This window comes from Dolichospermum circinale AWQC131C (assembly GCF_000426905.1).
GTDB lineage: Bacteria > Cyanobacteriota > Cyanobacteriia > Cyanobacteriales > Nostocaceae > Dolichospermum > Dolichospermum circinale.
Map to the genome: position 1 here is coordinate 1,282 of NZ_KE384642.1, position 24,483 is coordinate 25,764.

At 36.5% G+C, this 24,483-nt stretch carries 23 protein-coding genes and 1 pseudogene; 9 read left to right on the forward strand and 15 right to left on the reverse strand.

Annotated features, from left to right (window positions below):
- Positions 1-182: 182 nt before the first annotated feature.
- From ACIR131C_RS26250 to serS, 5 genes are all read right to left on the reverse strand, one after another.
- Positions 183-350 (reverse strand): hypothetical protein, encoded by a 168-nt coding sequence (locus tag ACIR131C_RS26250; RefSeq protein WP_168651017.1) that lies wholly within the window; start codon positions 348-350, stop codon positions 183-185.
- Between the two features lie 390 nt (positions 351-740).
- Positions 741-2,321, reverse strand: coding sequence for a DUF262 domain-containing protein (locus tag ACIR131C_RS0118180; protein WP_028091336.1), 1,581 nt, complete (start codon positions 2,319-2,321; stop codon positions 741-743).
- Complete coding sequence (locus ACIR131C_RS0118185) at positions 2,318-3,361, reverse strand: hypothetical protein (RefSeq protein WP_028091337.1); 1,044 nt, start codon at positions 3,359-3,361, stop codon at positions 2,318-2,320. Before ACIR131C_RS0118185 ends, ACIR131C_RS0118180 begins: the two co-directional genes overlap by 4 nt.
- Before the next feature lie 28 nt (positions 3,362-3,389).
- Entirely contained in the window at positions 3,390-4,607 is a 1,218-nt protein-coding gene (locus tag ACIR131C_RS0118190; RefSeq protein ID WP_028091338.1) for an AAA family ATPase, read from the reverse strand.
- Positions 4,608-4,720: 113 nt separating this feature from the next.
- A complete protein-coding gene (gene serS, locus ACIR131C_RS0118195; protein WP_028091339.1) occupies positions 4,721-6,001 on the reverse strand; it encodes a serine--tRNA ligase in 1,281 nt (426 codons plus the stop codon).
- A gap of 412 nt (positions 6,002-6,413) precedes the next feature.
- Between serS and ACIR131C_RS0118200 the strand changes: the two genes are divergently transcribed.
- Complete coding sequence (locus ACIR131C_RS0118200) at positions 6,414-6,998, forward strand: Uma2 family endonuclease (RefSeq protein WP_028091340.1); 585 nt, start codon at positions 6,414-6,416, stop codon at positions 6,996-6,998.
- 38 nt (positions 6,999-7,036) lie between these two features.
- Here the strand turns inward: ACIR131C_RS0118200 and ACIR131C_RS0118205 are convergent, their stop codons facing one another.
- Positions 7,037-7,606, reverse strand: a complete 570-nt coding sequence (locus ACIR131C_RS0118205) for a DUF3611 family protein (protein ID WP_028091341.1) — start codon at positions 7,604-7,606, stop codon at positions 7,037-7,039.
- Positions 7,607-7,722: 116 nt separating this feature from the next.
- Here ACIR131C_RS0118205 and ACIR131C_RS0118210 point away from each other — a divergent pair, with 116 nt between their 5' ends.
- Positions 7,723-8,256 carry a cofactor assembly of complex C subunit B gene (locus tag ACIR131C_RS0118210; protein ID WP_028083294.1) on the forward strand — a complete coding sequence of 178 codons (534 nt, stop codon included), beginning with the start codon at positions 7,723-7,725 and terminating at the stop codon, positions 8,254-8,256.
- A gap of 468 nt (positions 8,257-8,724) precedes the next feature.
- Here the strand turns inward: ACIR131C_RS0118210 and ACIR131C_RS23300 are convergent, their stop codons facing one another.
- Positions 8,725-9,096 (reverse strand): DUF3155 domain-containing protein, encoded by a 372-nt coding sequence (locus ACIR131C_RS23300; RefSeq protein WP_051347629.1) that lies wholly within the window; start codon positions 9,094-9,096, stop codon positions 8,725-8,727.
- A 371-nt stretch (positions 9,097-9,467) separates the two neighbouring features.
- Here ACIR131C_RS23300 and ACIR131C_RS0118220 point away from each other — a divergent pair, with 371 nt between their 5' ends.
- Positions 9,468-10,829 (forward strand): sensor histidine kinase, encoded by a 1,362-nt coding sequence (locus ACIR131C_RS0118220; protein WP_028091342.1) that lies wholly within the window; start codon positions 9,468-9,470, stop codon positions 10,827-10,829.
- On the opposite strand, the gene ACIR131C_RS0118225 is transcribed toward ACIR131C_RS0118220, so the two are convergent.
- From ACIR131C_RS0118225 to rpe, 3 genes are all read right to left on the reverse strand, one after another.
- A complete protein-coding gene (locus ACIR131C_RS0118225) occupies positions 10,801-11,043 on the reverse strand; it encodes a hypothetical protein (protein ID WP_155963186.1) in 243 nt (80 codons plus the stop codon). The genes ACIR131C_RS0118220 and ACIR131C_RS0118225 overlap by 29 nt on opposite strands.
- Before the next feature lie 94 nt (positions 11,044-11,137).
- Entirely contained in the window at positions 11,138-11,602 is a 465-nt protein-coding gene (locus ACIR131C_RS0118230; protein WP_028091344.1) for a DUF29 domain-containing protein, read from the reverse strand.
- Between the two features lie 206 nt (positions 11,603-11,808).
- Positions 11,809-12,516 (reverse strand): ribulose-phosphate 3-epimerase, encoded by a 708-nt coding sequence (gene rpe, locus ACIR131C_RS0118235; RefSeq protein WP_028091345.1) that lies wholly within the window; start codon positions 12,514-12,516, stop codon positions 11,809-11,811.
- A gap of 302 nt (positions 12,517-12,818) precedes the next feature.
- Here rpe and ACIR131C_RS0118245 point away from each other — a divergent pair, with 302 nt between their 5' ends.
- The 4 genes and pseudogenes from ACIR131C_RS0118245 (at position 12,819) to ACIR131C_RS27395 (ending at position 16,396) form a co-directional block, all read left to right on the forward strand.
- Positions 12,819-14,411 carry a S8 family serine peptidase gene (locus ACIR131C_RS0118245; protein WP_028091347.1) on the forward strand — a complete coding sequence of 531 codons (1,593 nt, stop codon included), beginning with the start codon at positions 12,819-12,821 and terminating at the stop codon, positions 14,409-14,411.
- Between the two features lie 399 nt (positions 14,412-14,810).
- Positions 14,811-15,461 (forward strand): annotated as a pseudogene (gene surE / locus ACIR131C_RS27440) (5'/3'-nucleotidase SurE); the annotation flags it as partial.
- 150 nt (positions 15,462-15,611) lie between these two features.
- Positions 15,612-15,851, forward strand: a complete 240-nt coding sequence (locus tag ACIR131C_RS27445) for a BON domain-containing protein (protein ID WP_479723999.1) — start codon at positions 15,612-15,614, stop codon at positions 15,849-15,851.
- Between the two features lie 68 nt (positions 15,852-15,919).
- Entirely contained in the window at positions 15,920-16,396 is a 477-nt protein-coding gene (locus ACIR131C_RS27395; protein ID WP_028091348.1) for a CsbD family protein, read from the forward strand.
- A 317-nt stretch (positions 16,397-16,713) separates the two neighbouring features.
- Here ACIR131C_RS27395 and bchM read toward each other — a convergent pair whose 3' ends face one another.
- The 3 genes from bchM to ACIR131C_RS0118270 form a co-directional block, all read right to left on the reverse strand.
- Positions 16,714-17,409 carry a magnesium protoporphyrin IX methyltransferase gene (gene bchM / locus ACIR131C_RS0118260; protein ID WP_028091349.1) on the reverse strand — a complete coding sequence of 232 codons (696 nt, stop codon included), beginning with the start codon at positions 17,407-17,409 and terminating at the stop codon, positions 16,714-16,716.
- A gap of 98 nt (positions 17,410-17,507) precedes the next feature.
- Positions 17,508-18,053 (reverse strand): DUF937 domain-containing protein, encoded by a 546-nt coding sequence (locus tag ACIR131C_RS0118265; RefSeq protein WP_028091350.1) that lies wholly within the window; start codon positions 18,051-18,053, stop codon positions 17,508-17,510.
- Positions 18,054-18,256: 203 nt separating this feature from the next.
- Positions 18,257-19,729, reverse strand: a complete 1,473-nt coding sequence (locus tag ACIR131C_RS0118270; protein WP_028091351.1) for a leucyl aminopeptidase — start codon at positions 19,727-19,729, stop codon at positions 18,257-18,259.
- Between the two features lie 185 nt (positions 19,730-19,914).
- On the opposite strand from ACIR131C_RS0118270, the gene ACIR131C_RS0118275 reads away from it, so the two are divergent.
- Entirely contained in the window at positions 19,915-20,415 is a 501-nt protein-coding gene (locus ACIR131C_RS0118275; RefSeq protein ID WP_028091352.1) for an acyl-CoA thioesterase, read from the forward strand.
- Between the two features lie 24 nt (positions 20,416-20,439).
- On the opposite strand, the gene ACIR131C_RS0118280 is transcribed toward ACIR131C_RS0118275, so the two are convergent.
- A complete protein-coding gene (locus ACIR131C_RS0118280) occupies positions 20,440-20,637 on the reverse strand; it encodes a hypothetical protein (protein ID WP_028091353.1) in 198 nt (65 codons plus the stop codon).
- 1,006 nt (positions 20,638-21,643) lie between these two features.
- Here ACIR131C_RS0118280 and rne point away from each other — a divergent pair.
- Positions 21,644-23,761 carry a ribonuclease E gene (gene rne / locus ACIR131C_RS0118285; protein WP_028091354.1) on the forward strand — a complete coding sequence of 706 codons (2,118 nt, stop codon included), beginning with the start codon at positions 21,644-21,646 and terminating at the stop codon, positions 23,759-23,761.
- Between the two features lie 77 nt (positions 23,762-23,838).
- On the opposite strand, the gene ACIR131C_RS0118290 is transcribed toward rne, so the two are convergent.
- Positions 23,839-24,429, reverse strand: coding sequence for a DUF1997 domain-containing protein (locus ACIR131C_RS0118290; protein WP_028091355.1), 591 nt, complete (start codon positions 24,427-24,429; stop codon positions 23,839-23,841).
- Positions 24,430-24,483: the final 54 nt, after the last annotated feature.

Consider the following 24,483-nt stretch of genomic DNA (forward strand, 5'->3'; position numbering starts at 1 on the left):
GGATGTACAGGATGTTTTTTTAATATTCATCTACATTTTCACAAATTGCGCTAATTCAAATATCCCACAATATCAATATCAAATATAATCCTGTTAATCCTTTAATCCTGGGTATCCTGATTCTGACAGTTAAATTTTAATAAAAAACGGTGCATTACATTTCATTAACGCACCCTAAAAAATCAGCGTGATTTTACCACTGTCTTCAAGGGAAGAGAAATAATTTTTCTGCCACTTGTTGCTTGTTTTTTTCTTAAATCAGCACAAATAGCTGCTAAATCATAATTAAATGACTTAGCTTGTTCATCTCTGATTTTCCGAATTTCTGCCAAAACTTCATCATTCAACATAAATTATTCTCCTAACATTTCATAAGGTGTACATATTGTTGGTAGTTCATATCCTAAACTATCAGCAATTTGTGAGAGTTTTTTCTGAATTGAGGATGTACAGGATGTTTTTTTATCTTCATCTACATTTTCAGAAGTTGCATTTCGTCTGAATCAGGATGTACAGGATGGTTTTTTAATATTCATCTACATCTTCAGAAGTTGCGCTAATTTTAATATTCTGTGAATATCAAAATCAAATACAATCGGTGTTAATCCTTTAATCCTGGTTATCCTGATATGGCTAACGCCACGCTACGCTATCAGACAGTTAAATTTTAATAAAAAACGGTGCGTTACATTTCATTAACGCACCCTACAATATAATCAATATAAAATAGTATGATAATTTTACTCTATATATTTAATAATTTCCATAGTTTCGACAAACTCACGTTCTTTAGATTTTAAATACTCATTTCTTTTGTCAATAAAACCATCATCTATTTTACCTTGGTTATATAAACTAACCATTTCTTTTGTTATGAAATGCTTTTCTAAAATATCACTATTAGAATTAATAAAGTTATTTAATATTTTATTATCAGTTGGTTGATCAAATTCAGAGGATAATCTCAAAATTATATTACCCGGAGTTCTATCTCTTTTAGAAGAAATAAAAATTTCCTTTATTCCTTCCATATCTTGAGGTTCATTATCACCAAGAATTGATTTTAAATAAAATAATTGTAATGCTTTTGGTCTAACTCCTGTAAAGTTTAATTTAGTTGGATACTTGGCTGTAGTAAATTCTATATCATCATTTATCTGATAAATACCATTAGGATGTTTTCCTTCTGCAAAGTCACAAAAAACTTGATAAGCATTTCTTTGTTGACTTAAAGAATATATTGTAAAATAATTAGAATAGGTAGTTATCCAAAACCAATTTTCTAACAATTGTAATTCTTGAGATGTAGGATTTAAATTTAGTCTGAAATACTCAGATATAAAAATTAATTGAGCAGGATATGGTAATAAACGTAAATTTATTACAAATAATCTTTTATATAGGAACTCAACTGCTTGCTTAATATAGTTGTAAGCATTATTTGTACATGACTCTAAATCAGATTCATATCTTAATTCTTCTAGCTTTACATCAAAATAAATTTTCCCATTTACATTATTAATATTACTGGCAATACAGTTTAAAATTATATCTCTTTTTAAATCTTCAAAATTATATTTATTCAAACTGTTTAAAAATTCAGTAATTGAATCACTAAGTAAAAATCCTGTTTCTTGATTATAGCTAAGTGCTGACAGCATAAAGTCTTCAGAAATTTCTGTTCCTGTTGAATTTACTCTTGAGAAAATTTCCACAGCACTTTTTATATCACCTCCTTTAATTTCTACATAAGGTAATTTATACTTGTGCAATATATCATGTAAGTTTCTAAGATTCTCAATATATTGATCTTTTTCAATTTCTGGAATATTTTCTTTATCTAACTGACGAACAAAATCAAATAATTCACGATTGTCATAAACCTTATACAAGGGTATTGAAAAAATATTTCCTTTTCTCGTTCTTTTACTAAAGTTATTCTCTTGAATATCGAAATAAATTAAAAAATCTTTTACATCATTTTCATTCTTCTCAGGAAAATCTTTAGGATTAATTAAAGCACCAAATAACGTGGATATCCTTTGAAAACCATCTAAAATATATTTTGTGTTATTATTATTGTTTTTTCTAATAATATAAGGACCTATTTGATCTTTAGTTTTATATCCTTGAGTATTCCAAAATAATAAACTTCCTATAGGATAGCCTTTCAAAATACTATCAAATAACTCCAGCATTTGAGAAGTTTGCCAAACAAATTCTCTTTGAAATATGGGTATTTTATATTCCCCATTAGCTATATCTTTTAATAATTCTTCGATAAATATGATATCTGGTTTTACACTTATTTTATCGTTCATATTATTTTCGCTATTTTTAGTAAAATTTGTTCAAGTTCAGAAACCAATTCATTTGCTTCAGGAAGAAACACCTTATGATGTTCACATCTTTGCTCAAGTAGTCTGTAAGAAAAATCACCCAGGAACATTTCTGGAAATTCTTCTTTTATTTTTATCTGACCTATCTTGTTATTGTCTTTATTATATTCTAAAAAATCTAAATCACTTTCGCTTTTACTACTTAAATGGTCTTTCTGATCTTGAGTAATTAATGGAGCTTTTTTAAACAGTATCTCCAATGGAAGATAATTTTCTAACTCTCTTTTGTATAAAATATGCCATATAATCAAATCGTGATCTTCATAATTGATATCATTTTCACATGGAGGATTACTGATTTCCCGATTTTTTAAAAATTCAATCAGTTTTTTGTATTTTCGTACATTAAAATCATCATCAAAATTTTTATCACTATCAAAAATAGCCACTAACTTATATTTATATATATTAAAATAACGAGGAGCATTCATCAAATATTGTATTCTTTTTTGTATTTCCCCACTTCCACCAGCATTATCGAATTCTATAATTTCTCTTTTGATAGCATCACTGATTAATATATAAATAGAACCTCTTTTTTTAGAACTACTATACTTTTGTGAAATTCCCTCAATAAACTTACGATCATTAATTCCATTTTCTACAATTATTATAGAACGCTCTGTTAGAATTTTACAAGCATCTTTTGGGTGTACTTCTTCTGGATTAGTTCCAATAGTTAAATGAGTAAGATGATTTCTATGCAGTTGAGTAATATTCTGATTTACTTTCTTACAAATATAATCTTTTAAATTTTGCCTTTTAGTATCTGACAAATGAGCTTGAGCAATTTTATTTTGATTGAAAATATATTTATTGTTATTATCAAAAAAAATACTTTTAATACTTTTAGTATCTATAAAATGTTTATCTTTAAGAAGTTCAACAAGGATATCAGCTAAAATAGACTGCATATCATCATCTTGAGTTTGAAAAATTGCTGGGTTAAAATATATGATCATATTGGTATCCTGGTTATATTTGTTATATTTATTTATCTTGTTCTTTTCTTCTCAGTGCTTTTTGCATTTCTAAAATTTCTTTCATACCTTCATTAAAAACACCTTCTGGCCAATCACTTAAAACCCCTTCTTCATCAACAGTTATTTCTCGTAGTTCTTTACCTTTCAATTCAGCATCTTCTATCCAGTAAATGATTAAATCATCTTTGGTAAAACCAAAATCATTTTCAACTATTAACTTACGCAAACGCAAGATAATATTTTCTGAATGAGTTTCAATAATAAAAGTCTGATTATTTTCCTTTGCTGACTTTGCAAATAGTTCAGCTAAATCACCATGTGCAGCAGGATGTAAATGTAATTCTGGTTGTTCTAAAACAATTATTGAATCAGGTCTATCAGTAACATTAGCACGAACAACTAAGGGTAATGCTTGATTCATTCCTTGTCCTACATCCATAATATTTACTTCAGTATCATTTTTAGAAAGTAGAATTTGGATAAGAGGTCTTTTACTTGTATCATCTACTATCAATTCCCAACCGTCAAAATGTTCCTTGTACCACTTTCCCACCTTCTCATACAAATTATCTTTTTTCTCTAATTTACTGACTCCAAGCATTATATAAGCATTTTCACCTGTAATACCTGTATCCCTAAATTTTGTCTTTCCAGGTAAAGAAAAGCATCTTTGGGGCAAAATTCTAAAAGGTCCAATATAATCTACATCAATTTTTGGTATTGTAAAGTTTGCAGATAAATTTTCATTTGTACCTTCTTTTATAAATTTAGTGGGTATAAAACCTTTAAATTCACAATCATAAAATTCCTGATCAATATCGTTAACGTAGCTCCACGCAAAAGATTTAAGATCAAATTCCTCCATATCATCTTTATATTTCCATTGCCAAATATCTAAACCATAGCCATCTGTTTTTTTTAGTAAACCAACATCCAACTTAACATTATTATCAAATATAATTTGAAAATTTAAACTAATTGCTCCAGACTTATTATCAGGAAACAAATTATCAAAATCTGCACCTAATTCGACTCCATTATTTTTTAATAACAGAGGTTCATCAGTATCTCCCTTGAGGGACGTTTCCAGCAAAGTAAATAATTTAGCAATAGAACTTTTACCAGAACTATTTTTACCTATCAAAATAGTAATAGGTTTTAATTGCATTGTTTGTTCTTCATAAAATGCTTTGTAGTTTTTAAATGAAATAGATTTTACTTTCATAATGTTTAACAATGTATGGCTGTGTTTTCAATGAAATAGTTGATTTGGAATAATTATACCATTTTAACAAAAATAAACTATTCCAAATCAAAAAAGTTTGCTTTTACCCTATCCTACAAAACCTCCCTACCCAAATAAACCTGCAAAACCTCCGGTACTTTAATCGTCCCATCAGCTTGCTGATAATTCTCCAAAATTGCCGCCATAGTCCTTCCCACAGCTAAACCAGAACCATTTAAAGTATGTACAAATTGCGTCCCTTTCTTCCCCGCTTCCTTAAACCGAATATCCGCCCTTCTGGCTTGAAAATCTACACAATTAGAACAACTAGAAATCTCTCGATATTTCCCAGAAGATGGCAACCATACCTCTAAATCATAAGTCTTTGTGGACGAAAAACCTAAATCTCCAGTACACAAATTAATCACTCGATAAGGTAATTTTAAAGCCTGTAAAATACTCTCAGCATTTGCTAATAACTTCTCTAATTCCTCAAAGGAATCTTCCGGTTTTACTAACTTCACTAACTCGACTTTATTGAATTGATGTAACCGAATTAAACCCCGCATATCCCGGCCATAACTTCCCGCTTCTCGCCGAAAACATGGCGTATATGCAGTATGATAAATTGGTAATTCTTCTGCGTTAAGAATGTCCCCCCGATACAAATTAGTAACCGGCACTTCCGCAGTAGGAATTAACCATAAATCATCCTCTGCACATTTAAAACTCTCTTCCGCAAATTTAGGTAATTGTCCAGTTCCCGTTAAAGAATCTGTATTTACTAACAATGGTGGACTAACTTCTATATAGCCATTCTCAATATGTTGAGACAGCATAAATTGAATTAACGCTCTTTCTAAAGCCGCACCCACACCGATAAGACTCACAAACCGACTTTGGGCAATTTTTACCGCTCTTTCAAAGTTCAAAATCCCCAATTTTTCGCCGATTTCCCAATGTGGTAAAATATGGGGATTTGTGGGTTTATATTCATCTCCCCATGTTCTCACCTCTTGGTTATCATCTTCACTTTTACCAAGGGGTGTAAAATCACTGGGTAAATTCGGAAGCGCTAACAGTAATTCGTGAATTTGGGCTTTTAATTCTTTTTCCTGGGGTTCTAAGTCACTTAATGTGGTCTTAATAGCGTTTCCTTCGTCTTTTAAGGCTTGTATTTCTGGATTTTGAGGATCAACTCCAGATTTTACTTTTTGACCGACTAATTTGCCAATTTCGTTGCTGCGGGCTTGTAGTTGACTGCGTTTACCTTCTAATTCCCGTTGTTGTTGGCTTAAATCTAATATAGGTTGAATGTCGTATTTACCGTTACGGCTGTTTAATTTCTCTTGTACGAGTTGGGGGTTTTCTCTAATTTGTTTAATATCCAGCATTTTTTGTTAATTGTTTGTTGTCAGTTGTTAATTGTACGGGTTTAGCAACGCTTATCAGTGTCAATTTAACTGAAAATTAACCCAAACATATCTTATTCTGTCTCTTTTCCCAAAACCTAAAAATTGTCAAAATCGCAGGTTGGGTAGAACGCAGTGAAACCCAACAAAAATAATATAGCCATTTCCATACAAGTAAGTTACAATCTATGGTAATTAAACGCAGATGCACGCAGATAAACGCAGATAATTTTGTACTTCATTAAACGAGGAAAGGCTATAATTTCAGGACTTACGCAAAATATTCCTCAAACTCTTATTCCTCTGTGCCTGGAGTGGTTCGTTATTCAGTGACTCGTGCGTATGGGTTTTTTCTCTCAAGTCAATTTCCCTAATTTTAAGGAGATGATCAGTAATGATGACATCTGAAGCGGTTGTTTTAAATATCAAAAATGTGGGATTAAATGATGATCAATTTTATCAACTATGTCAAATTAACGAAGATTGGAAACTTGAAGAAACTGCTAAAGGGGAATTAATAATTATGCCTCCAGTTGGTGCAATTAGTGGTAATAGAGAATCAGATTTTAATGGTTATGTTTGGTTATGGAATCTTCAAAATAAACTCGGAAAAGTATTTAGTTCTTCCACTGTTTTTATTCTACCTCATGGTGGTAAACGTTCTCCTGATGTGGCTTGGATAGCTAATGAACGCTGGGAATCTTTAAGTGTTGAAGAACAGGAAAGGTTTCCTAAAATTTGTCCTGATTTTGTGATAGAATTGCGATCGCGTACCGATTCTTTGAGTCAATTACAGGAGAAAATGGGGGAATATATTCATAGTGGTTTACGTTTAGGTTGGTTAATTGATCCTCAAAATCAACAAGTAGAAATTTATCGTCAAAATCAATCTGTAGAAATAGTATTATTACCAACAATTTTATCTGGAGAAGATGTTTTACCAGGATTTATTTTAGAACTACCTGTTTTCAGAGATTAGCATACTAAAATCACTGTCAATTATAAATCAACTATAAATTACCTAGTAATACGATTCATTAACCACAGAGATGCTACTAAACCTGCAAAATGCGCTGATACAGTATTAGTGTTCGCTTGAACTATAAGCATATCTAAACCGCTAATAATCCGCGTTGGATCAAATAATTGTGTAGTTACTGCTTGAGGAGATATAGATCTAGCTACTAATGTACCAACAATCGCTTGCGCTCCCAATAAAGTCACTAAAGTTCCGCCTAAATTTATCCACAGTCCTAATCTTAACACTTGCACGGTTTCAGCTTTACGAGGACGATTAGTAGAATTAGGTGATTCTAGTTGTTTACCAATTCTGGTGTAGCGATAAGCTAAGTAAATACCAGCACCCAGGAGGATGATACCACAAATTGCTAAAAATACACCAAAGCCTGTCCCTGGATTATTGCTAGGACTACCCGCTTTTTGGCTAAAAATGCCAAATAATAAGACTATTATCCCAGATATTACCCCTAAGACTAACTGAATCCAAAAACTAATCCAACCTGCTAGACGAAATTGTTGGGCTATAGCCCGAATGTTAGATGATGGTGTTTCTGAGTTTTGTGACATATAAAAATTAAATATTAAAAGTTAAAAATTAAAAACAAACTTCTGTTTGTTCTCTGATTCCAGAATAATTGATAATGGTTTAAGTCTACTGAAAATTTCAGACTTAAAAATTAATTATGGATGCCGCTGTTTTGCAATCTACTTTCCTGTTAACATTGCTGTTATCAGTTGGTTTGTTTTTCTTTATTCGGGCTTCAACTAAAGACCGCATAGAAGTGATGCGTTTAGTTTCACAAGAGGATGAAAATACGTTAATGACTTCATTGAAGGATTATTTTCGCACTCGTGCTTATCGAGTCTTAGCGGTAGATTCTCCCAAAAATCAAGTCACATTTGAGGGATTTGTTAGACCTAGTTGGTTTTTAGCTATATTTTTAACTACATTAGCAGCGGTGGGTTTAGGTTGTTTGTCGTTAGTTTTATCCATGCTTTTTCCTGATTTTGGGCGTTTTTTTGCGGTAATAATCCTATTTTCACCTTTAAGTGGTCTCTTGTACTGGAGAAAATCTGGAAGACTTGAGAAGGTGTCACTCCAGATAGAAAATATCCGCAGTGGACAAAACTCCTCAAGTATAATTACTGTTACTGCCCATAGAGATGAACTTGCTGAGTTACAAAAGGCATTACAGCTAAAGGTGCTTGACACTTGATTGATTGTTGAGGATGAAAACAATGAGCATCTATACCTATTCTGATGTAGAATTCTGAGTAAACTTTTGAGCAAATTGGCAGTGAGGAGGAGAAAATACTACTGCTGTTGTAAATTTTCCTAAGGACTGAGATGTAATGAGGAAAAATCTGAATTGCTGGACAGAGCTTGATAGTAGTCCAAATTAGTGAGATCATGAATTTGTCCTCATCTTTGGATTTCCTTGGCTCTGTCGCTATTCTCTGATGTGTAAGCTGACAATAAACTGATTCATGCAACTAAGTCGAGTTGATGAGGAGTTAATTATGCTATGACTTGAGAGAATCTGTTTAAACAGTTTTTAGCCCTGCTTGACAATTAGACCGCAAAATTAAAAAAAATGGAATTTTTGAAGAACCTGATCAAAATTGCCAGTTATTATTATCAGAGCTAGAAGCTACATTTAGAAGATAGGATAGTCATTTGTTGTTTAATTAACAGTTACGGCAACCAGTTCCGATACCGATAACGATGCTGGTGCCGGCACTGTCAATTGTACTGGTGCTGATACTGTTACTGTTGGTGATTCAAAACTCCTCAGACTAGGAAACAAGAAATGATTTTCTTCTACGTATTGAGCACCAAACAGGCCTTTTTCCGCCCAGAAATAACGGTCTGTTGTGTGTTCATTGCGTTTTACCAGTAGTAGCGCGGGTGGCATAATACCTTCAGCGTGAATAAACTTTCTTGCTGCTGTCACAGGTTTATCTTCGCCACTTTCGATGCTGTACTGGGGAATGTGTTCCAGTATCCGTCGTCCTTCTTGACGACGACGACTTTTCCGTTTGCGTCTCCTTGCCAACCTATTGTCCTCCTGTTTCCAGCTATAGATTGTAGTTGTAGCTACAAAATCAGTCGTCATTATATAATTTTTTTCTGAGAAAATCAATAGTTTTTAATGTTTTGATACAATTAGGAAAAAAGGATAAAAATAAAGAATAAAAATTCCCAAAAACTGCTGTCTACTAGCCATTGTCTATTACCAATCATCCATTACTAGATTAGACTAGATATATATAGCCTGATGGTGGTATGCACTTGCATGAGGTACAAAATTAGGTTAAAGGCTATGGGCTATGCACCACTTTTCTCTGGCTTGAAGTCCTGCGAGAGTTTATTTTTGCTAAACTGCTAGTGACTGCAACTTTTCTACCTCCTAAATTCCTGTAACTAATGCTAATGTCTGCCAGTTCTGATTTCCTTGCTTTATGTCGAGAGCAAATAACCCTGTTAGCCCAAGGCATGGGAGCGTCTTTTAGCGTAGTTTATTTAACACAGGAGTTGGTAGAAAAACCTACAGGCGAGGCTCGACTAATTCCAGTGATGGTGTATCCAGAAACTATAACATTAAATCCTTGTAATGAGTATGGTGAACAAGAAGAGAGTTACCCAGTCAGGCTTGCTCATGTTTTAGCATTACCAAATCAAAATATGAGGTTGTTAAAACCGACTTCAGTATCTTCCCATTCATCAGCGTCAAGCGCAGCAACAGAAAAACAAAATTTACAAGATAAACAAGATGAATATTCACTCAGTCATAATCAAATTGTTTCACCCCTGATTTATGAGGGTGTAATGATGGGATTATTAGTGACTGCGAGGGAAGATAGGGAATGGAACCAACGGGAGGAGGGAGAAATTGAACGCATTGGCAAAACTTTAGCGATCGCTTGTATTTTAGATCAACGTCGGGCTTGGTTGCAACATCAACTTGAACAGGAACAAATTCTCCAAGAGGAACAACGGGACTTATTAGATAATCTCTTACATCAGTTTCGTAACCCCTTAACTGCTATCCGTACTTTTGGTAAACTACTATTTAAGCGAATGCGAGCGGTTGATCCTAATCGGGAGGTAGCAACCAGTATAGTCCGGGAAAGCGATCGCTTACAAGAGTTATTACAAAAGTTTGATCAAGTAATTGATCTAAATACAGCCAATTTAACACCTCTTTCCCTCCCTGAGTCAAAGGCAGTAATTAAACAAAATCAAAATACACAAAAACCGGGGAAATCTGTGTTATTATTACCAGGAACAGGAGAACAGTTAACTAATTGTTCCCTAGCAGATTTGTTAGCACCTTTGTTAATATCGGCTCAAGCTATTTCCCAAGAACGAAATTTACAACTAATTACGGAAATTCCCAATCATTTACCTTTAGTCAGAGTCAATGAAAAAGCCTTGGGAGAAGTATTGAGTAATATTATAGATAATGCTTTGAAATATACTCCCCCAGGTGGTAAGATATTAGTACAATGTGGGCAACAACAGGGAAATTTCCAAGGTATTGCTATTAGTGACACAGGACCAGGTATTCCCCCGGAAGACTTAGAACATCTGGGAGAAAGACATTACCGAGGTGTACAAGCACAAACAGCAATTCCTGGGACGGGGTTAGGAATTGCTATTGCTAAACAGTTAATAGCAGAAATGCAGGGAAATATAGAGGTTTTCAGTCCAGCAATTGACTCAGTTATTACATCACCTCACACCCCAGGAACTACGGTTATAATTTGGTTGTCTGCTGTTGTTTAGGTAATTGGTAATTGGTAATAGGTAATAGGTAATAGGTAATAGGTAATTGGTAATAGGTAATTGGTAATAGGTAATAGGTAATAGGTAATAGGTAATTGGTAATAGGTAATTGGTAATTGGTAATAGGTAATTGGTAATAGGTAATTGGTAATTGGTAATTGGTAATAAAAGCTCTGATTTTATCCTTTAATCCTAGATATCCTGATTCTGACAATTTACCTAACTAGCAACTTACATTATTAGGGAAAGGGTGACAGATAAAACAATTCCATTATAGAACTTAGGCGTTGCTGAAACCAGGTATGAATTTAGGGTATAAAATCTGCATTGAGAACTTGAGCTAAAGAAAAAGGTGGTTCTTCTGGAAATAAGTTTGATGGCAGTTGGTATTTGTTAATTGTATCTTGTTTAGCGTCTTGATAACAGGGTAGAAATACATCATTTAAAATAGCTTTTAAACTAGGACTATCTGCTAGAGTATAGGTTATTTGTCGTCTTTGTTCCACGACAGTATTACGCCAACCTCTAGCGTTATCATCTTTTTCTTCTATCCAATATTGTAATTTTAATAAATGTTCAATTAAGACAACTAAGGGAGTTTTTAGTTCTTTCTTTTCACTCCTTCCCATACTATCAATTTCTTCAATCAAATTCTCGATATCTAACTGTTCTAGGTTTCTTTCTTGCAAATGTTGAACCGTGGTTTGTATCCACAGGTAAAAATCTTGATCATATAATGTTTTGTTGTTATCAATGTAAGTAATGTTAGCCATACAGAAAACTCCTTACAGAGTGTGATTACTGTATTTTAGCATAAATGCGGTTAGTTCACCCTACGGACTAAATCAATTTCATCGTCCTCAAGGCACGGTGAGTATTACCATCATAGGTCGTCTAAATAAATTTAGCATCAAAAAAAAATAAATCCCCGACTTCTCAAAGAAATCGAGGATCTAGGTTTCAATTAATTACCAGAATCTTAAACAGCAGCTAATTCTGGAGTCGGACGCTTACTGTTACGGATATTGGTAATCGCCTCAGCATAATCAGGAGCATTGAAAACAGCCGAACCTGCTACAATAGCATTAGCACCAGCTTCCAAAACTTGCCAAGTATTATTAGCTTTCAGGCCTCCGTCAACTTCAATCCAAGGATCTAAACCGCGTTCATCACACATTTGACGCAATTGGCGAATTTTAGGAACTACGCTAGGAATAAAGCTTTGACCACCGAAACCGGGGTTAACGCTCATAATTAGCACTAAATCGCATAATTCCAGCACATATTCAATTAATTCCAAAGGTGTACCCGGATTAAGTACAACTCCAGCTTTCTTACCGAGTTCTCTGATTTGTCCTAAAGTGCGGTGTAAATGAGGAGATGCGTTATGTTCAGCATGGACGGATATAATATCAGCACCAGCCTTAGCAAAACCTTCTACATACTTTTCTGGTTCGACAATCATCAGGTGGACATCTAGGGGTTTAGTTGTAACCGGACGAATCGCCTCCACAATCAGAGGACCTATTGTAATATTAGGGACAAAACGTCCGTCCATTACATCAACGTGAATCCAATCTGCTCCCGCTTTGTCTACGGCGCGAATATCGTCACCCAGACGGCTAAAATCTGCTGATAGGATAGATGGAGCAATAACTATGGGCTTTTGAGATGAATTTTGGGTCATGGCTAGTGGGTTTTAAGCGTCTTCGTCTGTAGGTATTGTAACAAAATATGGAGAAATTATTAATTAAGGCCAGAGTAAAAAAGTTTTTTAGTGAAAATTAGGATTTAGAAGCCAGGCGTTAGAAGAAAAAAGAAAAGATAACAATCATATCTTTCTGCTGTCCTATACATTGCTTTTTGCATCTTATCTTTTACTTCTTCCATCTTATCCATTAACTTACAACTAATATTTTTTATCTCTTGCATTTTAAACATTGCTTTTTGCATCTTATCTGTCACCTCTTGCATCTGACTTAGTAGTTCATGAACAAAAATTGGATAACCTTTTGGGGTTTAAGTTTTTCCTGCTTAACTCTACCAACTTTCGCAGGTATAACAGGAGCAACTTTTTTAGGGAAGAATGGTATTGATGCTTTAAAACTACATCAAGCTCCTTATAATTTAACTGGGCGGAAAATTGCTATTGGTCAAGTAGAAATCGGTCGTCCAGGGATGTTCGGCTGGGACAAAGCCGTATCTAAAAATCGTGCTGTATCTCCAACAGCGGTTTTTCTCCGCAATCTTGTAGCTAAATCAAATTTTAATGTTGAGTCTCATGCCTATAATGTTTCTGCTGTCATGATCAGTCAAGATAAAGCTTTCCCTGGTGTAGCACCCAATGCCAGATTATACTCTTCCGCTGTGGGATCTATGAGAAAAAATGGTCAACCGGAGGAGTGTTTATCAACGCAACACATCGCTTTACAAAATAGTGGTGATGTTCGAGCTATTAATTTTAGTTTTGGTGAGCCATTAAATCGTGATCCTAGATCAGAAGCTGTTTTAGATGGAAATGCTTTACTGACATTATGTATTGACTGGTCTAGTCGTGTGCATGATGTTGTGTATACTATTGCAGGAAATCAAGGTAAAGGTGGGATTCCTATTCCTACAGACAATTTTAACGCAATTAATGTGGCTTTTTCCTCAGAACGCAACGGAATTTTTGATAAACTTCACGTTTCTAATTTGACTAATAACAGTCAAGAAATAAAAGATCGTTTAACTGGAAAAGAATTTAATATTGGTAATAGAAGAGCAATTGGTTTAGTTGCTCCTGGTACTAATATTCCTTTACTTAATCCTGATGGTAAAATTAATAAATCTACAGGTACTAGTTTTGCTGCACCACAAGTTACTGCTACTGTAGCATTATTGCAAGAGTTTACTGATAGACAATTGCAAAATAAACAGTTAAATTGGAGTCTTGATGCTCGTCGTCATCAAGTAATGAAAGCTATATTACTTAATGCAGCAGATAAAATTCAAGATAGTGGTGATGGTTTACGGTTAAGAATGACGAAAACATTAGTTGATAAACAAAATCAAGATTGGTTAGTAACGGAAGCTTATCAAGATGTAAAAATTCCTTTAGATGCTCAAATGGGAGCAGGTCATTTAAATGCTTTTCGAGCTTATCAACAGTTAAATGGTGGTCAATGGAAAGCTAATGCACCTATACCATCAATTGGTTGGGATTATGATAAAGTTAATGCTAATACTACTCAGGAATATATTTTTAAAAGCGGTTTAAAAGCCAATAGTTTTGTAGCTATTACTTTAAGTTGGGATCGTTTGGTAGAGTTGAATGATAAAAATAATAATCAACAATATGATGTGGGGGAAACATTTAAAGATCAGGGATTAAATAATCTTGATGTTTATTTAGTTAAGGAAAATGAGAAGAACAATGAAGTTGTTATGTGTGCTTCTGTGAGTGAAGTGGATAATGTTGAACATATCTTTTGTCCAGTTGCTACTAATGGTAATTATAAAATTCGGGTACAATTTCAGAAGCAGGTTAATGAAGCCGTTCAACCTTATGCTTTAGCTTGGTGGACTGTAGGTGAAAAGTGATCTATTTTTTGATAATTGCAATAATGAACATGAAGCACTAAAAAACGCGCTATCAGCTATGTTACACTATAAGTATAACTTCAACATACTGCCAAATCAGACAAGTTATGAGTGTTTGTAGCATGAAATAACCAGTGATACCAATAGCAAAGGTAAAAGCACTAATTAGTGGACAGTTCTCTAACTGTCTCATTTATTTTGACAATCTAACCATTTCTATACTATACTAACCAACTAATTTCATTAAATCACAATTATAAACAACAAATATAAACAACAAAGATGTTAAAATTACTCAAGTTATGTTACATTTATATGGCGGTGAATTAAAATAACTTCCGGTAGTATCACCCACCAAACCCTATTCCAGATTGACAATTGACCACTCAGTAAAGAATAATGACTATAATTTTAACCAATGACGACGGTATTGATGCACCAGGTATTGCAGCTTTATTCAAAGCCGTAAGTGCTAAATATGACAAGACTAAACTGATTATTGCTGCACCCCAATTACATCAATCAGGCTGTGGACATCAAGTTACTACCCATCAGCCAATTAACGTCGAACGTCGTTCTGATTTGGAGTATGCAATAGGGGGAACTCCTGCTGATTGTATCCGAGTTGCAATATCACATATTGTGGAAGATGTCAAGTACGTAATTTCAGGTATTAATGCTGGTGGAAACTTAGGAGTGGATGCGTATATTTCTGGTACGGTCGCTGCTGTTAGAGAAGCAGCAATACACGGTATCCCAGGAATTGCTGTTTCTCACTATCGTCGCGGCAATCTCGATTATAATTGGGATGCGGCTACTAAATGGACTTCCGAATTATTAGAGAATTTAATTGAACTTCCTCTAGAACCCGGATGTTTTTGGAATGTTAATTTACCCCATTTGTCACCAGGGGAGGCATTTCCAGAGGTGATATTTTGTCAACCTTGTACAAAGCCTTTACCTGTTAATTATCGCATACAGGATAATGATTTTTACTACATAGGAGAATACGGAAACCGAGAGCGAACCGTTGCCTGCGACAATAAGGCTAAAACTAGCAGCAGTGCGCCCAATTCGACTGAGGAAACTGGTGAAGTTCCCACAGATAAAACAGTCGAAAGTAACCAAAAAGATGCAACTAGTAAAGTCCGTCGAGATCAACTTAATGCAGATATTCGCGCTCGTGAGGAACGCCATAACATCACTGGGGGAAGTGCAGACCGAGCTAATGCCGATCTTGCCAGTGAAGTGCGCTCTAAGTTGGAAGCCAATATTCCCTCTGGTCAATTAACAGTTACTTCTAAAAATGGGGAAGTTGTTGTAGCTGGAACTGTACAAACTCAAGAACAATTAAACAAAATCGATCCTCTTGCTAAGGAAATCAGAGGCGTTAAAAGTGTGAAAGTTGTCGTCAAAATTGCCCCGGCTGTGAGAAATTGACCATGTCAGGCCTTTAATAAATTAATTACCAACTAATTACCAATTTATAAATGAGGGAGCAAAATTAAATGAGATTACTTCAAGCATTTCACAAATTTTTTGTCACCATTACTTTAGTTTTATTTTTGGTAACTTCTACAGCTTTTGTTGCTGAGGATAGTTTGGCTACAACTTTGTTGACTCAACCAAATAGCCTAACTCAAATTGCCAGCATGAATCGAGTGGAAGCAACAACTAAGAATATTGAAGGTAAAATCCAGGAAGCTATTGGTAATGTTAGAGGAAACAAAAAAGATCAATTTATGGGAAAAGCAAAGCAAGCGGAAAGCAAGGTTCGTAATGCAGTTGAAGATATAAAAGATGGGATTTGGAAACAAAAGTCAAAGTCAGTCACAAAAGATATTGAAGCTAAAACTCAAAAGGCAATAGACAATAGTATTGTTAATCCTAATTACCTACCTGGGGGAAACACTAAGGATACGAAAAGCGAATCTCGTAACCCCGCAGATAAAATGAAAGATCAAATCCGCGATACTTTTAAGTAGTTCTTGATTAATATCTATAGTTTGGGTTAACCTATGTTACCCAAAAAATTTGAGGATTTGTTTAGGATTTGGTTGGGTTGTCGCAGCACCCAGCCTCCAGTTATTTTTAATATTATTAAATATTCATTGTTGAATCAAAAATTATCTTTTTAAAAACTTGAATATCATTCCGTCTGGGTTTAATTTAGAAGATTAAAAATGGTTAGTTTATGACGCTAGAGAGTTTGAAAATCTTTTTTTTCCCTTCCCCTTCCCCAGCAGGGAAGGAGTTAGATGTTAGGCTTTTAGAGTTTTTATGTTGAACATAATACTTTTGATTACTCAGCAGCTATACGAGTTGCTTCTAGTAAGCGAGAAAAGTAGAAGCGTGTACGAGTCATAGCCTGTCTTTGCACTGAAAAGCCATTTTTTTGGAGGATTTTGATCACATCGGCTTCACGGTGTAAATAGGCACGAGTGGCTTTACTCGGTCCAGGAAAGAAACTACCGATTTTTTTCAGGATAGTCAGAAAGCAGGTTTTGGGGGCGAAACTGAGAATAATTCTTGATTGTGCTAAAGAACACAGGTGAGAAATCATTTCATCGGCTTTGTCTTGGGGGTAATGAATCAGAACATCTAAACAGATGATGGTGTGATAATTACCACTCAAAGATTCTAAATCCTGTACCGCAAAGGAGGGATTTATGGTATTGGAAAAAGCCTTTACAGCCCTATCTTGGGCTTCTGATACCATTTTAGCAGAAATATCACTGGCATAGACTTTAGCACCTTCCATAGCCAAGGGAATACTTAAACTACCGACACCACAGCCGGCATCACAAATTGATAATTCTGGTAAATTGTTGTCAGCTTTTAGCCAGCCCATGACATTATCCACAGTTTGCTGATGTCCAGTGCGTATGTCTAGCTGAACTTTGTTGACTTCACCATCACCATAGATGCGTCGCCACCGATCAAAGCCTGTGGAGTTGAAATATTCGCGGACTATTGTTTTATCCTGGGCTGCGTTCATAAACTCAATTGTTAACGGTTCACAATTCTTAAAATTATCATTTGTCGGTGGATTCCCTGCTATAATGTTTGCACGAATGCAGTCGGGATGAATCGGGATTAAATTCTTAAAAAGCGACTAGCTAATTTAAGTAAATCAGCAATATCAACATCACCATCACCATCAATATCTAGAAATTTATTTAAGAACGGATTGCCAGTAGATTGCAAGAAACTCAAGATTAAAGGCACTAAACTAGGTAATAATTCTTGAATTTTCTCAACATCTAGACCGGCGACCTGGGCGGCGTTTTCAGTGACTTTTGCTTGAATATCTGGAGAAAACAGGGTATTTACCGCTTCGGAATTAGGTGAAGTTCCTGCAAATTGATTGACAAAATCCTGTACGGATTCAGTTCCGTCGGTAGCTTGCTTCACCTGCAAAGATGATTGTACTTGTTTACCAACAACTGATAAAATTGATTGGATTGTCGAGGAGTCTGCACCAACGTTATTACCTAATTGTTTAACTGTATTGGCAATATTTAGCAAGTCATCCAAACCACCACCTTGAGTGGAATTACTAACAACATTTAGTAAGTCATTCAAGCCACCGACTTGAGTGGAACTATTAACAGCGCCCAGAATTTGATCAAACAGTCCCATTGATTTTTACCCGTTATTCTTAATGTTTCTCATGACTAATTGTACAGCAGAATTAAGAAGGTTGAGTCATTTATATTGGGTAAGTACCATGGGAACCCTTATAGTTTATGTCCTAATTTTGATAGCTGTAGGTATAAAACTCTTGTGGTGCGGGCAAGATGCCCGCATCAGGTGTACCTCACTCAAGCTAAACTTGCTGTAAATTAGTTCAAAATCCAGCTAACCAATGTTCTGACACCGAAACCAGTTGCCCCAGCACCGTTATAGCCATGTTCCTTGTCAGCCCAAACTGGTCCGGCAATATCTAAATGCGCCCAAGGGGTGTCCTTAACAAACTGCTTCAGGAATAAAGCCGCAGTAATTGAACCGCCATAACGAGGTCCGGTATTTTTCATGTCGGCAATACCGGATTTCAGCCCATCAAAATATTTATCTTCCATTGGTAAACGCCAAATTTTCTCACCGGCTGTTTCTGCGGCTGTTTGGAGTTGGGAGGCCATAGCATCGTCCGGTGTAAATAAACCAGCAATATCTTCACCCAAGGCCACCACACAAGCACCTGTAAGGGTAGCTAAATCAAGGATCGCATCTACACCCAATTTATCAGCATATACCAAGGCATCAGCTAAGGTTAAACGCCCTTCAGCATCGGTGTTATTCACTTCGATGGTTTTGCCATTTGAAGCGGTTAAGATGTCTCCAGGGTGCATAGCCTTACCGCTAATCATGTTTTCGGTGACGGCTGATATAAAGTGAACCTCTACATCTGGCTTTAATTGTCCAATGACTTTAGCAGCACCCAGAGTAGCCGCAGCACCACCCATGTCAATTTTCATGGTTTCAATACCGCTACCTGCACCCTTAATATTTAAACCACCAGAATCGAAAGTTAAACCCTTACCAATAATAGCCAACTTGCGTCTGGGTGTAGTAGCTGGTTTATAAATTAGGTGAATGAATTTAGGTGGTAATTCGGAAGCCTGGGCTACTCCTAAAAATGCCCCCATACCTAATTTTTCACATTCGGCCTGTTCTAGGACTTCTAATTGTAACCCATATTCCTGAGCGATCGCCCCGGCAGTTTCGGCCATAGTAATCGGTGTCACTGCATTAGCTGGGGCTGCTACTAACTGCCGTGCTAAAATGACTCCAGAAACAATTTGATCAGCGCGGGTAATAGCCGCTTGTTGTCCTGCTAAACCCAGTAAATCAATAGTTTCAATATTGGGGCTTTTATCTTCTGGTTCAGATTTAAAGCGAATATCTTGGTAAAGTGCTAATTCTATGCCTTCAGTAATAGCTTGGGCTGTAGCGGCTGGATCATTGTTCCATAGTGGTAAACTAATTCCCAGGGTTTTAGTTTTCTGCTTTTTAGCGGTGCGTGCAACTGTGGCCGCAACTCGTCGCAGGGTTTCTAATTGTAGTGCCTCTGGTTTACCTAAGCCCACTAAAATCACCTTTCGCACCAAATTCCCCGCCCCTACCCTCGTAAAGATGGTACTATTGACTTTACCAGTAAATTCTTCTTCAGCAATTAGTTCTGTGAAGATTCCAGCCAATTTCTGGTCTAAAGTTGCCAAATCACCCGTTAATTGTACTGCATCTTCAAATAAGCCAATTGCTAAAGTATCGCCCGTCCAGTCCAGTAAAGTCTTATCAGTAGGTTGAATCGTCATTTTTGTAAGTTCTGCTTATCTTCCTTCTTGTACCAGTATTGCTCAAATTTTCTGAATTATGGAGGTTTCATACAACGTTTTTACCATCTGGTAAAATTGGAATACAGTTGAAAACTTGCCAATTTACAAAATTGTATCAATTTTTGGTAGTCTGTTGCTCAAAAAAGGATCAAAAAATTATTAAAATGTCTCAAGAAACAACCCCACCCCAATTACCACCAACAAGTGCTATTGAGAATATTACCAATGTCGCATTTGAAAATTGGTTTGAATATCCCGTCAGGGCTCAACCTCATCACACGGACTATGCTGGTATTGTTTGGCACGGTACTTATTTAACTTGGATGGAAGAAGCACGGGTAGAATGTTTACGTTCTATCGGCATTGAATTTGTGGATTTAGTAGCTTTAGGTTGTGATTTACCCGTAGTGGAGTTGTCAATTCGTTATCATCGTTCCGTGCAATTAGGGATGCCATTCATAGTAAGAACACGCATGAAAGAGGTAACGGGAGTGCGTATGAACTGGGATTATACTATTGTTTCTGCCGATAACCAGGATTTATATATTACCGCTCAGGTGACATTAGTGGCTTTAGATCGGGAAAAGGGTAAAATTATGCGTCAGTTACCACCTGCATTTCAAGATGCTTTAGCAAAAATATCAGGTTCTCGGAAAATTGGGTAATTTGAGGGAATTTCATCGCTAATTTCACTTCTTTGTTGGTGTTGGGGAAGAGGTTTGAATAAACTGACTGATTTGATGCCAAATGTCTTGGGGAGTAATATGGAAGCCAAAATATAATAACATGACAATAGCGGCACAGATCAGGGCGGTTTTAATGGTAGTTTTGATTAATTTCCACAAAATAATAAAAACTATCCAAGCTACTATTAATGTAATAATCATAACATTGGTATAGAGAAAGGGAAAAGTTTACCAGTAGAAGTGGGGTAAAGATTGTATATCCGAAAATCACTAGATGGAGAAAGTTTCCACAAAAGTTAATTAACAGTTTAGAATTAAATGGGTTTAATTTTCACCAAATATCTATTTTGGTAATTGATTTTTAGCAAAGTTGCGTTAGAATGGCGATTAAGAGAAATTTTCTGGTGCTGCATTGAGTGACTTGATTCACTACCTGTGATACCCACGGGCGCGAAGGCAAAGATATAAGAGTGCAACTTCTAAGATTGTGTCCCAGACAAACTCTGCTACTGATTACAAACCACTCTCTCTTTAGCTACCTTGTGAATTGATGACTAATAATAGCTTTTGTTAGCTTCTCGATTCATTGATAGATTCTATCCCTGAAACGAGACCTGCTGTTATTGCCAGATTTGATGCAATTGCTACAGAGGCAGGAGTGGTTAGTTTAAAAAAAACTACGTCAGCATTGACAGAGATGACAAAGCTGCCAAAATTCAAATTCTTGTCAAGATTACCCACTGGGTTGTCTACACTTAGCTAGATTTTCTGGTGTCAACACAGATAGCAAATCCATTGCTAAAGACAAGTTTGTCTTCCTCCGCAGACGGTCAAATCAATGTGTAATGCACCGTGTCTAACGGAAGTTTCTAGAAAGTGATCAAGCACTTGCTATTTAAGTACAGTCAACTTTAGCTGATAAAACCTTAACCTTGGGACTGATATCTACGGATATCAAAATTGGAAATAGCAGCGTATAGTATGGTAAATCGGCCAAGGAAGGTTGATGAAAGTTCTGAAACTATATGCTGTTGAAGAGTGATATGGTGTGTAAATGCCATCATAGTATGATTAGCTCTCCAAAAGCAGAGCTACAAATTGGAAATTTTTATTACTAGTAGCACCTTGTAGTAGTGACTATAGAAGCCGGATAACAGAGAACTTTCTCGTGATTCCCACCAGCACTACCAGTTTTTGAGGAAATTGAATGCCAAAACAAATTATCATCGCGGAGCAGCATCAAATCGCTGCTGTATTTTCGGAAGATCAAATACAGGAACTCGTTGTAGCTACTGGTCATCACCAAATTGGTGATATCTATTTAGGTGTAGTAGAAAACGTATTACCTGGGATAGATGCGGCTTTTGTGAATATCGGCGACCCGGAGCGCAACGGTTTTATTCACGTCACTGATTTAGGTCCGTTGAGGCTGAAACGAAGTGCAGCAGCGATTACAGAACTGTTGACTCCACAGCAAAAAACTTTAGTACAAGTGATGAAAGAGCCAACTGGCTCCAAGGGTCCGAGGTTGACGGGAAACATTACTTTACCTGGCCGTTATGTGGTACTGATGCCCTATGGACGGGGTGTAAATTTATCCAGACGGATTAAGAGTGAAAGTGAGCGTAACCGTCTCAGAGCTTTGGCGATTTTGGTGAAACCAGCGGGGATGGGTTTACTGGTACGCACGGAAGCGGAAGGGAAGCCAGAAGAGGCAATTATTGAGGATCTAGAGGTGCTGCAAAAGCAGTGGGAAATCGTTCAGCAAGAAGCTGTCACTTCCCGTGCGCCGGCTCTACTGAATCGTGATGATGATTTTATTCAGCGGGTTCTCAGGGATATGTATGGTGCTGATGTGAATCGTATTGTTGTTGATTCCAGCACTGGCTTAAAACGGGTGAAACAATATTTACAAAACTGGAGTGGTGGACAAACGCCCCAGGGGTTGTTGATTGATCATCACCGCGATCGCTCTCCAATTTTAGAATATTTTCGCATTAATGCTGCTATCCGAGAAGCCCTTAGACCAAGGGTAGATTTGCCATCAGGTGGTTATATTATCATCCAACCTACGGAAGCTTTAACCGTAGTAGATGTTAACTCTGGTTCTTTCACCCGTTCTGCAACCGCTAGAGAAACAGTTTTATGGACAAATTGTGAGGCTGCTGCGGAAATTGCGCGTCAGTTACGTTTGCGGAATATTGCGGGTGTGATTGTGGTTGATTTCATTGATATGGAATCCCGACGGGATCAAATGCAGGTATTGGAACACTTTAACAAGGCTCTCAAGGCTGATAAAGCTCGTCCCCAAATTGCCCAATTGACTGAACTGGGTTTGGTTGAACTGACTCGTAAGCGTCAAGGACAAAATATTTATGAGTTATTTGGCGAACCTTGTCCGGCGTGCGGGGGTTTAGGGCATACTGTGAGATTACCCGGAGAAATGGAAAACCGTCTTCCTATTCCGGCTGCGGAGATACCGGAACGATTTGGAAGTGTACCACCAAAAGAACCACGTTTAGTTACCCGCATACCTGATATCGGTGGGGTGGTGGCTACTCCACGGGATTCATATCAAGGTTTTGGGGAGAGTTTTGAGGGTGAACCAGATTTTAGTCCGCTGCATCTGATTAATCATCCTAGTTACCAGGAATTAAATGATGGTAAGCGCCGTACCCGTACTCGTCGTCCGAAAACCGCTGAGAATCGAGCTAATGGTAAGGATGAACTTGGCTCTGGGTTGAACCCTTTAGGTTTTGTTAATGATTCGGATTTAGATTTGGAGGAGGTTGAACTACCAATACCAGAGGTCTCTCCACCTACTATTAATAAATCAGGTTGGACCGAAAGGCCAGAACGGGTAAAGGTGAAGCTAGAAGCGATTAAGGTTGAACCACCAGAGATTATCACTGTGGAAATGTCAGCTAAGGAACAAGATACTTATGCTGAAATGGGAATTTCTCCTTTACTGAAGTTAGATCGTGAGGGAAAAAGTTCTAGATCGGTGATTATTAATGTTGTTGAACCGGGAGATTTACCATCTCAACCTACGGAACTAAGTGAACTAAATGAACCTTCTCAAGTCTCTGAACCAATTATAGGTGAAGCGGAAATTTCTGATGGCTTCGGGCATTCTGTGATTCCTGCACCTAAGTATGTGGCCACTGAACAATCCCTTGAGCCGGAAATTGAGTCTTCATTAACAATTGTCCCAGAATTAACAATAGTTCCGGCAGTATCTGATGCTGAAGCTGATTCTTCCGGCTCTTCGAGTTCTGTTCCTAATCGTCGTCGTCGTCGTCGTTCTTCGGCTATAGATACATAAGGTTTTAGCTAGGTCTGAGGTCTTTTCTCTGAAGGGTTTTTAGACGTTGTCTAGTTGCTTTAATTTGTGAAGGTTGTTTATAAGGTTTGTGCTACGGTACTGCTATCTGTGTTGTGATGTTCTGTTTCTATGTCTTTTGTGGCTTGGTTGCACCAATGGTGATAATCTGTGAGAAGATGATGTAATAATCTTTGTTTGATTGTTAATAATACACTTTTGAGCAATCCATTACCTGTAGCTTCTAATATTGATTTGGGTGTCAGGGAAAATGGCTGGGGTATGTCTACTAAGACTTCTAATTCTGCTTTCCCTTGTAGGTATGTACCATTACTGAGTTGAACTGGTGATAAGTAGCCTTTTAAATTCAGGTCAAACCGTTGGTTAATATACTCGAAACCCAGAATCTCACAACGGAGCGATCGCAAATAAATCGTTCCGCTTGTATCCGCCCAAACTCTCATATCTACTGTTGGCTGAATACTCAGTGACATAAAAGACAGAGGACGCATTTTCAGCCGAAACACTTCTTCGGACAACTGCTCAGTTCTGGTATGATCAGCCAGGGTATTCACCAACCGTTGAGGTTGACGAAGATAGTGCTGAATAGGAATAGAATGCTTAGGGACAGAAATTTCCACGGATTCAAAGGCAGTAAACTTAGTAACCATAAGTAAATTCAACTATCTGTTTTTTTTTCATTATCAATCAAAATCGTCGAATTT